Raw genomic sequence first — 15,055 nt, forward strand, 5'->3', positions numbered from 1 at the left:
CCGCCCGAGAGCGTCACGCTGCGTCGCCGTCAGGCGACGGCGGAGCGGGGCTTTCGAATTGGGCATGCGCGCAGGTTAGCGGGGGTGGCGCCATGTAGGACAGCGCTAGGCCATCCATCGATTTATCTCAGGCGCCGTGTTCCCAGCCGAGTGACGCGGGCAGGTCGATGGGCGTGCCCGCATCGACGAGTGCAAGTCCCTCGCCCTCTTCGAAATACCCGATAGGCGAGGCCGCGGCGCGATGTTCGGCGGCGATGCGTTCGACATCGACGGACGAGGTGGCGAAGAGGAGTTGGTAGTCGTCGCCGGCGGTGGCGGCTGTCAGCGGATCGAGACCGAGGGTTTTCGCTTCGTCGGAGAGGGGGACGGCGGCGAGGTCGATCGTGACGGCGAGGCCCGATGCGGCGGCGATGCGCCGGGCGTCGATCAGCAGGCCGTCCGACACGTCGGCCATTGCCGAGACGTGCGGTGCGAGCGCACGGCCGAGCGCGAGGCGGGGCATCGGCAGTCGATAGGCCTTGAGCAGGCGGCGCGGGCCTTCGATCTGGCCGAGCGCAATCTGGAGGCCGAGGCCGGCGTCGCCGATGGGACCGGTCACCCAGAGCCGATCGCCGGCCTTTGCACCGCGCCGATCGGGCACGCCGCCCGCCGGTGCCTGCCCGACGGCCGTGAGGCCGAGGACGCGGGCTTGCCCGCTCGGCTGCGCGACGGTGTCGCCACCCAGCAGCGATACGTTGAAATGGGTGAGAGCGCGGGCAAGGCCGTCGACGAAAGCTGCATCCCATGCGGTATCGCCGGTCAGGCCATAGCCCATCAGCACCCCGATCGGGGTCGCGCCCTTGGCGGCGAGATCGGAGAGGTTCACGGCCAACAGCTTCCACGCGACGTCGCCGGGCGGGCAATCGGGCAGGAAGTGGACACCCTCGACCAGCATGTCGTGGGTCAGGACGAGATCGCGGCCCACAGGCGCCGGCAGGACGGCGGCATCGTCGAGCAGGCCGCGCGCGGCGGGGTGGGGCGCCAGAGCGCGCAGCCGCGCGATCAGGTCGCCCTCGCCGCTCATGCCACCAAGGCGTTCCGGATCAGGAGGATGCCGATGAGCAGCAACAAGGTGTAGGCGATCAGATAGAAGGATTCGGGCTTCACCCGCCGGACCAGCTTCACCCCGGCCAACGTCGAAATGATCGCGATCGGCAGCAGCGCGGCCGACGCGATCAGGTTCGCCGTCGTGAAGGCGCCGAGACCCGCATAAGCGGGCACCTTCACCCAGTTCATCACCGCGAACTGGATCGACGTCGTCCCGACCAATACGTCGCGTGGCAGACGGCGGGGCATCACCCACAGGGCATAAGGCGGCTGGCCGGCATGGGCGATCTGGCTGGTGATGCCCGATCCGATCCCGCACAGGAAGCCGGCCCAGTCGGGCCACATCTGCGCAGGCGCGGCGCGACCGCCCCGTTCGATCCACAGGCGGTGGCTGGCGAAGCAGACCGACATGACGCCCAGCGCGCCGAGAACCCAGCGATCGGGCAGCACGGCCGCGAAGGCCCAGCCGATCGCGATGCCGACGATAGCGCCGGGGATCATGATCTTCAGGACATGCGCGTCCCATGATTTTCGGAACGCCCAGACGCCCACCGCATCCTGCACCAGCAACAGCGGCAGGATGATCGCGGCGGCCTGAACCGGCGGCACCGCCAGCGCAAGGATCGGCGTGCCTAGCATGCCGAGACCCGTGAACCCGCCCTTGGCGAGCCCGATGATGAAGATGGAGAGGAAGCCCATCACCCAGAAGGCGGGCTGGTGCAGCACCGCCACCTGGGCGATCAAGCGCGCGCCGCCTTTGCCACCGCGTCGAGCACGCCGTTGACGAAGCCCTTTTCGCGCTTGTCGTAAAAGGCGTCGGCGACGTCGACATATTCGCTGATCACGGTCGCGGTGGGCACGTCCTGCCGCGCGAGCAGCTCGTAAGTGCCGGCGCGCAGGATCTGGCGCATCGGCTTGTCGAGCCGCTCGATCTTCCAGTCGGCGGACAGCTTTGCCGAAATCGCCGCGTCGATCTCCTCGCGGCGCGCATCGACGCCCTTGACGAGATCGTCGAAGAAATCGGCCTCGGCGTCCGCATAGGTCACGTCCTCGATCGTCGCGCCGAGGCGGTGGCGGTGAAACTCGTCCAGCAGGCGGACGAGGGGGGTGCCCTCCATCTCCTGCTGATAAAGTGCCTGCACCGCGGCGAGGCGGGCGGCGCTGCGGGTGCGGCTGCGTTCGTTGGTCTTGGTCATATCTTATCCTAACCGCAAAGCGACGGAGGCGGCATGTGCGGGAAGTCCCTCAGCCTCGGCCAATGCGACCGCGGCGGGACCGATCGCGCGCACGGCGGCGTCGTCCAATGCGATGAAACTGGTGCGCTTCATGAAATCGAGCACCGAAAGGCCCGATGCGAAGCGTGCGCGGCGCCCGGTCGGCAGCACATGGTTGGGGCCGGCGACATAATCGCCGACGGCTTCGGGGGTGTGGCGGCCGAGGAAGACCGATCCGGCATGGCGGACCTTGTCGAACAGGCGCTCGGGATCGGCGACCGCCAGTTCGAGATGCTCGGGGGCCAGCCGGTCGCAGAGCGCCGCGGCTTCGTCGAGCGAGCCGACGAGGACGATCGCACCGTTGTCGGCCCAGCTGGTCGCGGCGGTCGCGGCGGTCGAAAGGTTGGGGATCTGCCGCTCGACTTCGGCGGCGACCTTGTCGGCGAAGCCGGCATCGTCGGTGATCAGGATCGACTGGCTGGTCGGATCATGTTCGGCCTGGCTGAGCAGGTCGGCGGCGATCCAGGCGGGATCGTTGGCGGCGTCCGCGACGACGACGATCTCGGACGGGCCGGCGACCATGTCGATGCCGACGACGCCGTAAAGCTGGCGCTTGGCCTCGGCGACCCAGGCATTGCCGGGGCCGACGATCACGTCGACGGGCGCGATCCGATCGGTGCCGTAGGCAAGCGCGGCGATCGCCTGCGCTCCGCCGACGCGCCACACCTCATCGACGCCAGCGATGGCGGCGGCGGCGAGGACCAGCGGGTTGGTCGCGCCCTTGGGGGTGGGGGTGACCATCGTCAGCCGCCCGACGCCCGCGACCTTGGCGGGGATCGCGTTCATCAGCACCGACGACGGATAGGCAGCGCGGCCGCCGGGAACATAGAGGCCGGCGGCGTCGACCGCGGTCCAGCGCGCGCCCATGCGAACGCCCGCCGCGTCGATCGAATCGCGATCCTCGGGGCGCTGTGCGGCATGATAGGCCCGAATGCGCTCCGCCGCGAGTTCGAGCGCCTCACGAAGCTTGGGATCGAGCGTGGCGAGCGCGGCCTCGCATTCGGCACGGTCGACCTTCCAGCCGCCGGCATCCAGATCATGCCCGTCGAAGCGCTGCGTATAATCGGCGAGCGCCGCGTCGCCTTTCCCGCGCACCTTGGCAATGATCGCGGTCACGTCGCGCGAGACATCCTCGTCGGCTTCGCGGCGGGCGTCGACCAGATCGGCGAAGGCTGCGGCGAAACCGGGGTCGCGGCTATCAAGCCGAAGCGGCATCGCTGCCTCCGACGGCCTCGCGGAACGCCTCGACCAGCGGCACGATGTCCCCCGCGCGCGTCTTGAACGCGGCACGGTTGACGATCAGGCGCGACGAGACCTCCGCGATCGTCTCGACTTCGGCCAGGCCGTTGTCCTTGAGCGTGCGGCCGGTCGACACCAGATCGACGATGCGGCTGGAGAGGCCGAGGACGGGTGCGATCTCCATCGCGCCGTTCAGCTTGACGCATTCGGCCTGCACGCCGCGCGCCTCGAAATGCCGGCGGGTGATGTTCGGATATTTGGTCGCGACGCGGACGTGGCTCCACTCGCGCGGATCGTCGTTCGCGGCCATCGCCACCGGCTCGGCCACCGAGATGCGGCAATGGCCGATCCCCAGGTCGATCGGCGCATAAATCTCCGAATAATCGAACTCCATCAGCACGTCCGAACCGACGATGCCGATCTGCGCCGCGCCATGCGCGACGAAGGTCGCGACGTCGAAGGCGCGCACGCGGATCAGGCCGATATCGGGCCGATTGGTCGCGAAACGGAGCAGCCGGCTGTCCTCGTCGCCGAACGCGGCCTCGGGGACGATGCCGACGGCTTCGAACAGCGGCAGCACTTCCTTGAGGATACGTCCCTTGGGGACGGCGATGATGATCTGATCGGCCATGACGGGCGGGCCTTAGACGAGCAGATCGCGAATCGCCAGTATTCCGAGGGCGAGGAAGATCAGCGCCGCGGCAATGCGCATCCACTTGAGCGGAATGATGCGCGTGATTCGGTCGCCCACGAAGACGGCAGGGACATTGGCGATCATCATGCCCAGCGTCGTGCCGATCGCGACCAGCGAGACCGCGTGATAGCGCGCGCCCAGCGCGATGGTGGCGATCTGGGTCTTGTCGCCCATCTCGGCGGCGAAGTAGGCGATCGTGGTTGTCAGGAACACGCCGAATCGGGCGGGCTTGTCGTTCGCGTCATCGTCCATCGCGTCGGGAACAAGCGTCCAGGCGGCCATAGCGAGGAAGCCGATCGCGACCGCGAGGCGGAACCAGTAACCGTCGAGCAGGCCGGCAATCTCGGCCCCCGCCCACGCGGCCAGCGCATGATTGACGATGGTCGCGGCGAAGATGCCGGCAATGATCTGCCACGGCGCACGGAAACGCGCGGCCAATATGATCGCAAGCAGCATCGTCTTGTCGCCGATTTCGGCGAAGGCGACGAGCAGGGTGGAGGCGAGGATGACGTTCATCGGGCAATTCCGGGGCCGGGCAGGCGGTTGACGGACGACACCGGCACCTTCCCGCCCGGCCATGAGCGGAAAGTCCCGGTGTCATCGGTCTTGCCGCGGCTGGCCTATCTGGCCGGGCCGGATCGCACCATGAGGTCTCCCCCAAGTATGTTGACGCGATCTTCCGTTCGGATCGAACGGACGGGCTACTCCCCGGATGACGGCGTGCCATTAGCCTAACAGCGGGGAGCCATCAAGCTGTCGGCTGGGTCAGAAGGAATAGGACGACATGACGAGAAATCCGCTCTGCTCGCGTTGCTTGTAGCGGATGTCGATTTCGCCAGGCGGCAGAGGCTGATTTTCCTCGATTCCGTCGCCTAGAACCTTGCTGTCGATATCGTACATTACGCCGATGCCGATGTTGAAGCTGTCGGTCGCTTCGGGTGATCGACGAAAGCCCACCATGATTCCTGCGCCGATCGCATCGATCACCGCATCCGAGCCGGGTTGCAGGGCGACGAAGGGGCCAAACCCCCACTTGGGTTGCTTCTCATATCGATTGCTGATGAGGCCGAGAAAGCTGACTTTCGGCGTGAACAAATAGTGCGATTCGAGAACCAGCCGAGCTTTCACATTGTCCGAATTCTTAACCCGTACCACACCCCCCACGACACTGGCGTCGCGGATGCGATTGTGCTTGCCCAGATCATAGGTGAAAGCCGCGCCCACGCCGAACTCGATGCCGCCAAAGGTTTGCTTGCCGTTGCCGTCCCGCAGCGCGGTCTGGCTATAGGGCTCGACCCTAACCTCGGTAGTACCGTCCATTTTGGTTGATGCCGTCGCGACAACACCTTGTGTGGCGCCAGCGGCTTTCGCGGCGGCCACGCTGGCTTGCTCCAGTGCCGTCGCCGTTGTCGTCGCAGGGATCGGATTGCTGATGGCGGTGACGATGCCCGTCTTCAGTTCAGTTGCGCCGGGTTCGAGTTTGGCCAGCAGTTTGCGTGCCTCCGCGGCATGAGCAACAGCTTGTGCTTCTGCGGCAATGGCTGCCTTGGCCGCTGCGACCTGCATGGCGACAAGTTCCGCATCCAGTTCCTGCTGCCGTTTTACCGCCTCGTCTCTTTCCCGCTGCACGTCGGCGAGCGTTCGGTCTTTGGCATGGGCGCAGGTGGACCACGCCAGCACGGCAGATATGACGAGGAGATGTACTGAAAGGCGAGGTGTGCGGAAATGCTGTTTCACGTCAGAATGCCCCCAAACCACGTGATCTGGGGGCATTCTAAACGATCATGATCGCCTCATGACTGAAGACGTGTCCGTTATGGACTTGAACGATCAGCCGTTGCGCGATGCTTCGAACAGGAACCAGGCGCGCTCCTCGGCCTGGTCGGTCCATTCGTCGAGAATGCCCGAAGTGGCATTGTCCTTGGCCGCGTCGACGATGTCCTTGGCCTCGCGCAGCTTGGCGACGAGCGAGAGATTGTCCTCGCGCAGTTCCTTCAGCATGTCCGCTGGCGCGACATAATCGGCGTCATTGTCCTTCACCGACTGGCGGCGCGCGATGTCGCCGATCGAGCGCAACGTGACGTTGCCGGTCTTGCGCACGCGCTCCGCAATCGCATCGGTGGTCGCGAAGATCTGCGCGGCCTGATCGTCGAGCAGCAGATGATAGTCCCGGAAATGCGGACCGGAGACGTGCCAGTGGAAGTTCTTGGTCTTGAAATAGATCGCATAGCTGTCGGCAAGGATGCCGTTCAGCGCGTCCGCCACGCTCATCGCGCTGTTGCTCTGCAGATCGGTTGGCGTCGCGAGCGGCGCCTTGGGCTTCTTGGCCATATCTCTTCTCCCGCTGGATTCGATTCGGAACGCTAACGAACCATGTGCCAAATGGTGGCAGATAAAGGGAGTAAATTTCGTCGCTTGCTGATATCGACTGGCCCGATAAGCGGACTCGTGCTTGACTCTGTGGGCTTGGCGCGGTTAAGGGCGCGTCCGATCAGCGGCGGCGACGCCGCTTTATTTTTTCTGGCGGCCAACCTTCGAGGGTGCCCGTCGCACCAACGCTTAGGGAATCAGGTCATGGCAAAGCCGACCACCGTCAAGATCCGCCTCGTCAGCACCGCTGACACCGGCTTCTTCTACGTCACGAAGAAGAACCCGCGCACCCAGACCGAGAAGTTCAGCTTCCGCAAGTATGACCCCGTCGTGCGCAAGCATGTCGAGTTCAAGGAAGCCAAGATCAAGTAAGCCGCGCCGGCCCCGCGGGGCCGCATCGCTGAACGGACGAGCGCCCGCCCTTATCGGCGGGCGTTTGCGTTTGTGCCAATAGTCGGGGCGCGCTCAGGCCCGCGCGAAGCCCAGCCCGTCGTTCATCCCGTCGCCGAGCGGGCCGATCAGCTCTTCGACCGAGGCGACGAATCGCATCACCGTGATCGGCTTGGAAACGTAGGAATCGGCCCCCGCCTCGCGCACGCGGGCTTCGTCGCCCTTGCCCGCATAAGCGGTCACCGCCATCACCGGGATCTTCTCGAGGTCGGGCAGCGCGCGCAGCCGCTGGATCAGCTCGACCCCGCTGACATGCGGCAGATGGATGTCCATGATGACCAGATCGGGGTGGAATTCGGCGATGCGATCGACGGCGACGCGCGAGTCGCGCACGCCCACCACATCGGCGCCGTGCGCACGCAACAGATCCTGAAAGAGCCGCAGGTTCAGCTCATTGTCCTCGACAATCAGGACTTTCTTCGCCACGCACCCTCGCACACCTGTTCAAGCTCACGTTAAACTATCCGAGTCCGGATACAAAATTGAGAAATCACGGAATTGACAGCAGCGAGGCGATGGGCATGGCGCTTTCGGCGCTGGGCTGGGCGCTGTCCGAATCCGCGCGCGCCGAACGTCTGCTCGCCCTTACCGGGCTGACGCCCGAGGGCTTGCGCGCGGGGCTTGGCGACCCGGCGCTGCTGGGTGCGGTCCTCGGTTTCGTCGAGGCGCACGAGCCCGATCTCATCGCCTGCGCCGACGCGATCGGCTCCAGTCCGGAGAAGCTGGTCGCCGCGCGCCACATATTGTCACCGGAGGGGAACTGGGAATGAGTGGAAGGCCGCTGCTGATCACCGATTGCGACGAGGTGCTGCTCCACATGGTGGGTCCGTTCCAGACCTGGCTCGATCGTGATCATGCGATCGACTTCGATCTGGAAGGCGAGAATTTCGAAGGCGCGCTGGTTCGCCGCCACGATGCCAGCGTGGTGCAGCCGGGCGAGATCTGGCCGCTGCTCGATGCCTTCTTCACCAATCAGATGCACAGCCAGACCCTGGTTCCCCACGCCGACCGCGCGCTTGCGACGATCGCGGAGGTGGCGGACATCGTCGTCCTGACCAACATCACCGAACAGTTCCACGCCGGCCGGGTCGATCAGCTCGCGGCGCTGGACATCCGCCACCGGGTCCAGTGCAACCAGGGCGGCAAGGGTGAGCCGATCGCGCGGCTGGTCGAGGAATTCCAGCCGTCGGTCACCGTCTTCGTCGACGACACACCCTTCCATCACGGCTCTGTCGCCAAATATGCGCCCGAGGTGTGGCGGCTCCACATGATCGCCGAGCCGCGCGTCGCCGTGCGCCGCCCGCCCGCGCCCGATGCGCATGCACGGATCGACGATTGGAGCGACGCGCTGCCGTGGATCCTCGGTCGATTCGGCGAGGGCGTGAAAGCCGCAGCTTGACGGCATGGAAGCCGGTGGCGACAAGGCGGGCATGACGATCGAAGCCCGCCTGTCCGAACTGGGGATCACCATCCCCGCCCCCGCCGCCCCCGTCGCCGCTTATGTGCCGACCGTCGAGGTGAACGGGCTGCTCCATATCTCCGGCCAGCTGCCATTCCGCGAGGATGGCAGCTTCCAGAAGGGCTATCTGGGCAAGGATGTGAGCCTGGAAGAAGGCCAGGAGGCGGCGAAGCGCTGCGCGATCATGCTGATCGCGCAGATCAAGGCTGCGCTCGGCGGCGATCTGGACCGGGTCGAGCGGATCGTGAAGCTCGGTGCCTTCATCTCATCGACGCCCGACTTCACCGATCAGCCCAAGGTCGCCAATGGCGCGTCCGAACTGATGGTCGCGGTGTTCGGCGATGCAGGCCGCCATGCGCGCAGCGCGGTGGGCGTGCCGGTGCTTCCGTTGGGCGCCGCGGTGGAAATCGACGCGATTGTCGCTGTTCGGCCTGCTTGATCGGATCCGCTACAGGCGGTCCGAAGCGCGCCGCATCGGCTGGCTCGCCCGGGTGCCCTACGCCCATCGCGGGCTGCACGGCACGCAGAATGTCGAGAATAGCCGCGCGGCGGTCCGCGCCGCAGTAGAGGCCGGCTATGGGGTCGAGGTCGATGCTCGGCTCAGCCTCGACGGCATGGCCTATGTCTTCCACGATGCGACGCTCGATCGGCTGACCGACAGCAGTGGGGAGCTTCGCCGCATGGCGGGGCACGATCTGTCGCAGACGAAGCTGAAGGGCAGCGACGAGACGATCCCGCGCCTCGCCGAAATCCTGGAGATCGTCGCGGGGCGGGTGCCGATCCTGATCGAGATCAAGGCCGAAGGACCCGTCGCGCAGACCTGCGTCGCGGTTCGCCACGCGCTTGCCGGCTATCGCGGCAATGCGGCGGTGATGAGCTTTTCGGGCGACGTGGTGAAGTGGTTCTCCGAACATGGCGAACATATCACCCGCGGTCTGATCCTGTCGTCGAAGGACAAGGATCAGCGGCGCGATCGCAATTTGCGGATGCGCGCGGAGTTCGTGGCGGTCGACATCCGCGATCTGCCGAGCCGGTTCGCGCGTCGCCTGCGCTCGCGCCGCATCCCTGTGCTGACCTGGACGGTGCGTGATGCGGCAGCGCAGGCGCTGGCCAAGGACGAGGCCGATCAGATCATCTTCGAGGCCCCGGGATGGTGAAAGGCGCATGGTAGAGGACGCCGTTGCCCGGATGGGCGAGGGAGTCCTGGGCTTCGACGCGGGCGAGTGGGATGCGTGTGCGGGCGCCGACAATCCCTTCGTCAGCCACGCTTTCCTGTCGGCGCTGGAAGAATCGGGAAGCGCGGTCGCGCGTACCGGATGGCAGCCGATCCCCATCGTGGTCGACGATACGGACGGACGGCCCGCAGCGATCCTGCCGGCTTATGCCAAGAGCCACAGCCAGGGCGAATACGTGTTCGATCATGGCTGGGCCGATGCGTGGGAGCGCGCCGGCGGGCATTATTATCCCAAGCTGCAGATCGCGGTTCCGTTCAGCCCGGTGCCGGGGCCGCGCCTGTTGCTGCGCGATCCCGATCTCGCTCCGGTGCTGATCGCAGCCGCCGAGGCTGTCGTGCAACGGCACGGTTTGTCCTCGGCTCATGCGACCTTCGTGGAGGAGGCGCAGATTCCATTGTTCGAGGCGGCGGGCTGGCTGATCCGCACCGATCGACAGTTTCACTGGGCCAATCGCGATTATGGCAGCTTCGACGACTTCCTGGGCGCGCTCGCCTCCCGCAAACGCAAGGCGATCCGCAAGGAGCGGGCGGCGGCGGTCGAAGGGCTGGAGATCGTGCGGCTGACCGGCGACGCGATCGGCGAAGCGCATTGGGACGCCTTCTGGCATTTCTATCAGGATACCGGCGCGCGCAAATGGGGGCGGCCTTATCTGACGCGGGCCTTCTTCACGCTGCTGGGGCAGCGGATGGCCGACAGGATCATATTGGTGCTGGCACTGCGCGATAGAGTTCCGATTGCGGGGGCGCTCAACCTGATCGGCGCCGACACGCTCTACGGCCGCTATTGGGGATGCACCGAGGAGGTGCCCTTCCTCCATTTCGAGCTGTGCTATTATCAGGCGATCGACATAGCGATCGAACGCGGCCTCGCCCGCGTGGAGGCGGGGGCGCAGGGCGAACACAAGCTCGCGCGTGGCTATGAGCCGACGCCGACCTGGTCGGCGCACTATATTCCCGATCCGAACTTCCGGCGCGCGGTGGCGGACTATTTGGTAGCCGAACGTCGGGCCATTGCCGAGAATATTCAGGATCTCGGCGAATATACGCCGTTCAAGAAGGGCTGAGTCTTTTTGTTTAAGCCCTCAAACGCCGGGCGCCGGGCATCCGCCCGGCTTGGCTTCCTCGCATAAGCTCGGGCGGCCGTTCGGCCTTGCGGGGCCTGCGGCTCCGACCCTCATTCAAGCGATCACGCGGCCAGGCGGTTGCCCATGCCCAAAAACGCACGCGCCTGGCGCTGCGCTTCGATGATCTCGCGGGCGGACATGTCTTCGGAAATCTCGCTGCGATATTCGGCGGCCAGGCTGTTGCCCTTCACGGCGGCGATGTTGAACCACTTATGGGCTTCGATCAGGTCGAGGTCACAGCCGTCGGTGCCGGCCGAATAAGACACGCCCAGTTCGAAACAGGCATCGCCGTCGCCGCGCATCGCATCGCGCCTACGGCTTTCGGTCAGGAAGATCTGCGTGTTGATGCTGTGGCCCATGATTGTCGCTCCTCAAGTCGGGAGCGACGAGCCTCGTCAAAACCTCTTCCGTCGGTCCCTGTGAGGGTTAACGGCGTCTGCACCTTAACGTTTAGTAACCGGCCTCAACTACTCATTCGAAAGTCTATTCGCGATCGTTCGATTTTACATCGATTTGACATTTTCGACCGAAATATTGTCGATCAGCCGGGTTCTTCCCAACTTGGCGGCGGCGATCAGGCGTGCCGGCGAATCGATCGATTCGACGGGCTCGAGGCTGTCGGCATCGACCAGCGCGACATAATCGATCGGCCCGAACCCCGCTTCGGTCAGCCGTGCCTTCGCGGCGTCGAGCGCCGCTGCGACGGATGTGCCACGCCCGATCGCGGCAACAGCGTCGCCCAGCGCGCGGGGGAGGGCGCGCGCGGCGATCCGCTCCTCGGGCGAGAGATACGCATTGCGCGAGGAGAGGGCGAGCCCATCATCGTCGCGCTGGGTCGGCACCCCGACGATCTCGATCCCGACGTCGAGATCGCGGACCATCCGGCGGATGACGGCAAGTTGCTGGAAATCCTTTTCGCCGAAAAAGGCGATGTCCGGTCGCACCTGAAGCAGCAGCTTGGCGACGACGGTGGCGACCCCGGCGAAATGGCCGGGCCGCGCCTCGCCTTCCCAACGCGCGGTGACGCCCTCGACCTCGATCGAACTCGCGAAGCCCGCCGGATACATTTCCGCGACATCGGGTGCCCACAGGATCGCGGCGTCGGCCGCCTCCAGCATCGCGGCATCGGCCGCCTCGCGGCGGGGATAGGCGTCCAGATCCTCGTTCGGTGCGAACTGGGTTGGGTTGACGAAGATCGAGACCACCACCTGGCATCCGCGCGCGCGCGCCGCATCGACCAGCGCGATATGGCCGGCATGGAGCGCGCCCATCGTGGGGACGAGTGCGACCGGGCTTCCAGTGTTCACCAGCGCACGTACGGCGACGCGCAGCTCGGTTATGTGACGAATGATTTGCACGGCTGCACGGCCTCGGATAATCGCGGAACCGGGCTTCTTTGGGTGACCGGGGGGCATGAATCAAGCCCACCAGAAACAGGACAGGACGCCTTGGGGAACGGTCATCTCATTGTATTCGCGAACGAAAAGGGCGGTTCGGGAAAATCGACCACCTCGGTTCACGTCGCCGTCGCGCTGAGCGTTGCGGGCAAAAAGGTCGCCGCGGTCGACATGGACACGCGCCAGCGCACGCTCGGTCGCTATCTCGAAAACCGCGCCGCGACTGTCCGTCGGACCGGACAGACGCTCCCGCTGCCGCATTTCGAAACCTTCGATCCCGCAATCGATGACGATGCCGGCGCGCTGATCGAACGGCTGCTGTCCGAATATGAAGTCGTCGTGGTCGATACGCCCGGGCGTGACGACGTCTATACGCGCGCCGCGATCGAGCGGGCGGACACGCTCGTCACGCCGATCAACGACAGCTTCATCGATCTCGACCTGATCGGGCAGGTCGACCCCGATACGTTCAAGATCAGGAAGCCCAGCTTCTATGCCGAGGTGGTGTGGGATGCGCGCAAGGCCCGCGCCCGCGCCGATGGCGGCACGGTCGACTGGGTCGTCCTGCGCAACCGGCTCCAGCATCTCGAAGCGCGCAACATGCGCCGCGTGGCCGAGGCGATGGGCGATCTGGCCAAACGCGTCGGGTTCCGCGTGATCCCGGGCCTGTCGGAGCGGGTGATCTATCGCGAACTTTTCCCCAAGGGACTGACCCTGCTCGACATGGGCGCGCTGGGTAGCGAGGCGGGGCTAGCCCATATCGCCGCGCGGCAGGAACTGCGCGAGATGATCGCCGGCCTCGCGCTCTCGCAATGGCCCCAGCACCAGGCGCCGCAGCCGCAGGCTATTCCCCGGTGATCCTCGCGCTGCTGGCCGCCCTCGGCGTCGGCTGGTGGATGTGGAAGAAGGGCGAACTGCGCCGTTTCGATACCAATGATCTCGCGATCGCCGGCTTCGCGATCGTCGGCCTGATCCTGACGATGAAGGGTAATGAGATAAGCGGCCCGACGATGTTGATCATCGCCGCGATCTGGTTCGCGCGGACCTATGCGCCCGGCGGATCGAAGCGGTCGCACCCCATGGGCCGCAGCGAGGCGCTGCGTATCCTCGAACTCGGGCCGGATCCCGATGCCGCCGCGATACGCGACGCGCATCGTCGGCTCGTTTCGCGCGTTCATCCCGATCGCGGCGGCTCGGCTGAGCTTGCCGCGCAGGTCAATCGGGCGCGCGACGTGCTTCTTTCGCGTGCGAACTGACCTGCCGCAGTTGACGACGTAACAAAGCCGCACCAATCCTTGCGCGCTTCTTCAGTATTGGAGGTTTTCTTGACCCATCGTTTCGATCCGACGTCCTTGCGCGAATATGACATCCGCGGCGTCGTCGGGAAGACGCTCGGGCCGGCCGACGCTTATGCGATCGGACGCGGCTTCGGCACCCATATCCGCCGCGCAGGCGGTACGCGGGTGGCGGTGGGCTGGGACGGGCGCGTCTCATCCGAATCGCTGCGCGACGAACTGATCCGCGGTTTCGTGGAAACCGGCGTCGACGTCGTCCGCATCGGCCTGGGCCCCACGCCGATGCTTTACTTCGCCGAAGCGACGCTGGAGGTCGATGCCGGCGTGATGATCACGGGCAGCCACAATCCGGCCGAATATAACGGCTTCAAGATGGTGCTGCAGCATAAGCCCTTCTTCGGCGAGCAGATCCAGGCGATCGGCAAACTGGGCGCAGAAGGCGATTGGGAAGACGGCGAAGGCACCGTCAGCGACGCTTTCGTCGAAGATCTCTACGTCGATCGCATGGTCGAGGATTTCGGCGGCACGCTCGCCCACCGCATCGGTTGGGACAATGGCAACGGGTCGGGCGGTCGCATCCTGGAAAAGCTGGTCAAGCGCCTGCCGGGTGAGCACCACCTGCTCTATGCCGAAATCGACGGCACCTTCCCGAACCACCATCCCGATCCCACCGTCGAGGACAACCTCATCGACCTGAAGAAGCTGGTCGCCGAGAAGAATCTCGATTTCGGCATCGCCTTCGACGGTGACGCCGATCGCATCGGCGCGATCGATGGGCAGGGCCGCGTCGTGTGGGGCGACCAGATCCTCTCGATCCTCGCCGCGCCTGTTCTCAAGGAAAAGCCCGGCGCGACGATCATCGCCGACGTGAAGGCCAGCCAGGCACTGTACGATCGGATCGCCGAACTGGGCGGCAAGCCGGTGATGTGGAAGACCGGCCACAGCCTGATCAAGGTCAAGATGGCCGAAACCGACAGCCCGCTGGCGGGCGAGATGTCCGGGCACATCTTCTTCGCGTGGCGCTGGTATGGTTGCGACGACGCGCTTTACGCTGCCGTGCGTCTGATCGAGGCGATCGACGGGCTGGGCGGTTCGCTGACCGATCTCAAATCGGCGATGCCCGAACTGGTGAATACGCCGGAAATGCGCTTCCAGGTCGACGAAAGCCGCAAGTTCGCGGTGGTCGACGAAGTGCTCGACCGGCTCGAGGCTGCCGGCGCGGAGGTCAATCGCACCGATGGCGCACGCGTCAACACGCCCGACGGCTGGTGGCTGCTCCGCGCGTCGAACACGCAGGACGTTCTGGTCGCCCGCGCCGAGGCGAAGGATCAGGCGGGCCTCGATCGCCTGCTCGCGCAGATCGACGATCAGCTGGCGAAGTCAGGATTGGTGCGCGGCCCGCAGGCGGCGCACTGACCTCGCCACCCGGACTC

General features: G+C 65.6%; 20 protein-coding genes and 1 riboswitch. Of the genes, 9 read left to right on the top strand and 11 right to left on the bottom strand.

Going from position 1 to position 15,055, the window contains the following annotated elements:
- Positions 1–127: 127 nt before the first annotated feature.
- From thiL to FYJ91_RS16025, 8 genes are all read right to left on the bottom strand, one after another.
- Complete coding sequence (gene thiL / locus FYJ91_RS15990) at positions 128–1,063, bottom strand: thiamine-phosphate kinase (RefSeq protein WP_149523236.1); 936 nt, start codon at positions 1,061–1,063, stop codon at positions 128–130.
- Complete coding sequence (locus FYJ91_RS15995; protein WP_149523407.1) at positions 1,060–1,785, bottom strand: sulfite exporter TauE/SafE family protein; 726 nt, start codon at positions 1,783–1,785, stop codon at positions 1,060–1,062. The genes thiL and FYJ91_RS15995 overlap by 4 nt, the downstream gene beginning before the upstream one ends.
- Positions 1,786–1,826: 41 nt before the next feature.
- Entirely contained in the window at positions 1,827–2,282 is a 456-nt protein-coding gene (nusB, locus tag FYJ91_RS16000; RefSeq protein WP_149523237.1) for a transcription antitermination factor NusB, read from the bottom strand.
- Between the two features lie 3 nt (positions 2,283–2,285).
- Positions 2,286–3,575 carry a histidinol dehydrogenase gene (hisD, locus tag FYJ91_RS16005; protein WP_149523238.1) on the bottom strand — a complete coding sequence of 430 codons (1,290 nt, stop codon included), beginning with the start codon at positions 3,573–3,575 and terminating at the stop codon, positions 2,286–2,288.
- Positions 3,559–4,230, bottom strand: coding sequence for an ATP phosphoribosyltransferase (gene hisG, locus FYJ91_RS16010; RefSeq protein ID WP_149523239.1), 672 nt, complete (start codon positions 4,228–4,230; stop codon positions 3,559–3,561). Before hisG ends, hisD begins: the two co-directional genes overlap by 17 nt.
- Before the next feature lie 12 nt (positions 4,231–4,242).
- A complete protein-coding gene (locus FYJ91_RS16015; protein ID WP_149523240.1) occupies positions 4,243–4,809 on the bottom strand; it encodes a TMEM165/GDT1 family protein in 567 nt (188 codons plus the stop codon).
- Between the two features lie 71 nt (positions 4,810–4,880).
- Positions 4,881–5,016: riboswitch (yybP-ykoY riboswitch) on the bottom strand.
- A gap of 42 nt (positions 5,017–5,058) precedes the next feature.
- Entirely contained in the window at positions 5,059–6,030 is a 972-nt protein-coding gene (locus FYJ91_RS16020; protein WP_149523241.1) for a hypothetical protein, read from the bottom strand.
- Positions 6,031–6,123: 93 nt separating this feature from the next.
- Entirely contained in the window at positions 6,124–6,624 is a 501-nt protein-coding gene (locus FYJ91_RS16025) for a Dps family protein (protein WP_149523242.1), read from the bottom strand.
- Between the two features lie 243 nt (positions 6,625–6,867).
- Between FYJ91_RS16025 and rpmG the strand changes: the two genes are divergently transcribed.
- The gene (gene rpmG / locus FYJ91_RS16030; RefSeq protein ID WP_149523243.1) at positions 6,868–7,035 is read left to right on the top strand and encodes a 50S ribosomal protein L33; all 168 of its coding nucleotides are present in this window, start codon (positions 6,868–6,870) and stop codon (positions 7,033–7,035) included.
- A gap of 93 nt (positions 7,036–7,128) precedes the next feature.
- Here the strand turns inward: rpmG and FYJ91_RS16035 are convergent, their stop codons facing one another.
- Entirely contained in the window at positions 7,129–7,539 is a 411-nt protein-coding gene (locus tag FYJ91_RS16035) for a response regulator (RefSeq protein WP_149523244.1), read from the bottom strand.
- 89 nt (positions 7,540–7,628) lie between these two features.
- On the opposite strand from FYJ91_RS16035, the gene FYJ91_RS16040 reads away from it, so the two are divergent.
- The 5 genes from FYJ91_RS16040 to FYJ91_RS16060 are packed head-to-tail and all read left to right on the top strand — an operon-like array spanning position 7,629 to position 10,870.
- Entirely contained in the window at positions 7,629–7,883 is a 255-nt protein-coding gene (locus FYJ91_RS16040) for a DUF3572 domain-containing protein (RefSeq protein WP_149523245.1), read from the top strand.
- Complete coding sequence (locus FYJ91_RS16045) at positions 7,880–8,512, top strand: HAD family hydrolase (RefSeq protein WP_181008534.1); 633 nt, start codon at positions 7,880–7,882, stop codon at positions 8,510–8,512. Before FYJ91_RS16040 ends, FYJ91_RS16045 begins: the two co-directional genes overlap by 4 nt.
- A gap of 31 nt (positions 8,513–8,543) precedes the next feature.
- Positions 8,544–9,011, top strand: a complete 468-nt coding sequence (locus FYJ91_RS16050) for a RidA family protein (RefSeq protein WP_149523408.1) — start codon at positions 8,544–8,546, stop codon at positions 9,009–9,011.
- Positions 8,989–9,729: a glycerophosphodiester phosphodiesterase family protein gene (locus FYJ91_RS16055; RefSeq protein WP_149523247.1), complete on the top strand. Its 741-nt coding sequence runs from the start codon at positions 8,989–8,991 to the stop codon at positions 9,727–9,729. The genes FYJ91_RS16050 and FYJ91_RS16055 overlap by 23 nt, the downstream gene beginning before the upstream one ends.
- A 7-nt stretch (positions 9,730–9,736) precedes the next feature.
- Complete coding sequence (locus FYJ91_RS16060) at positions 9,737–10,870, top strand: GNAT family N-acetyltransferase (protein ID WP_149523248.1); 1,134 nt, start codon at positions 9,737–9,739, stop codon at positions 10,868–10,870.
- A 122-nt stretch (positions 10,871–10,992) separates the two neighbouring features.
- Here the strand turns inward: FYJ91_RS16060 and FYJ91_RS16065 are convergent, their stop codons facing one another.
- Together FYJ91_RS16065 and panC are read right to left on the bottom strand one after the other, a co-directional pair.
- Positions 10,993–11,289 (bottom strand): sel1 repeat family protein, encoded by a 297-nt coding sequence (locus tag FYJ91_RS16065; protein WP_149523249.1) that lies wholly within the window; start codon positions 11,287–11,289, stop codon positions 10,993–10,995.
- A 144-nt stretch (positions 11,290–11,433) separates the two neighbouring features.
- Entirely contained in the window at positions 11,434–12,288 is an 855-nt protein-coding gene (gene panC / locus FYJ91_RS16070; protein WP_149523250.1) for a pantoate--beta-alanine ligase, read from the bottom strand.
- A gap of 90 nt (positions 12,289–12,378) precedes the next feature.
- Here panC and FYJ91_RS16075 point away from each other — a divergent pair, with 90 nt between their 5' ends.
- The 3 genes from FYJ91_RS16075 to pgmG all read left to right on the top strand — a co-directional run bounded on the left by FYJ91_RS16075 (position 12,379) and on the right by pgmG (position 15,038).
- On the top strand, positions 12,379–13,185 hold the full coding sequence (locus tag FYJ91_RS16075) for a division plane positioning ATPase MipZ (RefSeq protein ID WP_149523251.1): 807 nt from the start codon (positions 12,379–12,381) through the stop codon (positions 13,183–13,185).
- Positions 13,182–13,583: a J domain-containing protein gene (locus FYJ91_RS16080; RefSeq protein ID WP_149523252.1), complete on the top strand. Its 402-nt coding sequence runs from the start codon at positions 13,182–13,184 to the stop codon at positions 13,581–13,583. The genes FYJ91_RS16075 and FYJ91_RS16080 overlap by 4 nt, the downstream gene beginning before the upstream one ends.
- Positions 13,584–13,652: 69 nt before the next feature.
- Entirely contained in the window at positions 13,653–15,038 is a 1,386-nt protein-coding gene (gene pgmG / locus FYJ91_RS16085) for a phosphoglucomutase/phosphomannomutase PgmG (RefSeq protein WP_149523253.1), read from the top strand.
- Positions 15,039–15,055: the final 17 nt, after the last annotated feature.

The organism is Sphingomonas montanisoli (genome assembly GCF_008274695.1).
Lineage (GTDB): Bacteria > Pseudomonadota > Alphaproteobacteria > Sphingomonadales > Sphingomonadaceae > Rhizorhabdus > Rhizorhabdus montanisoli.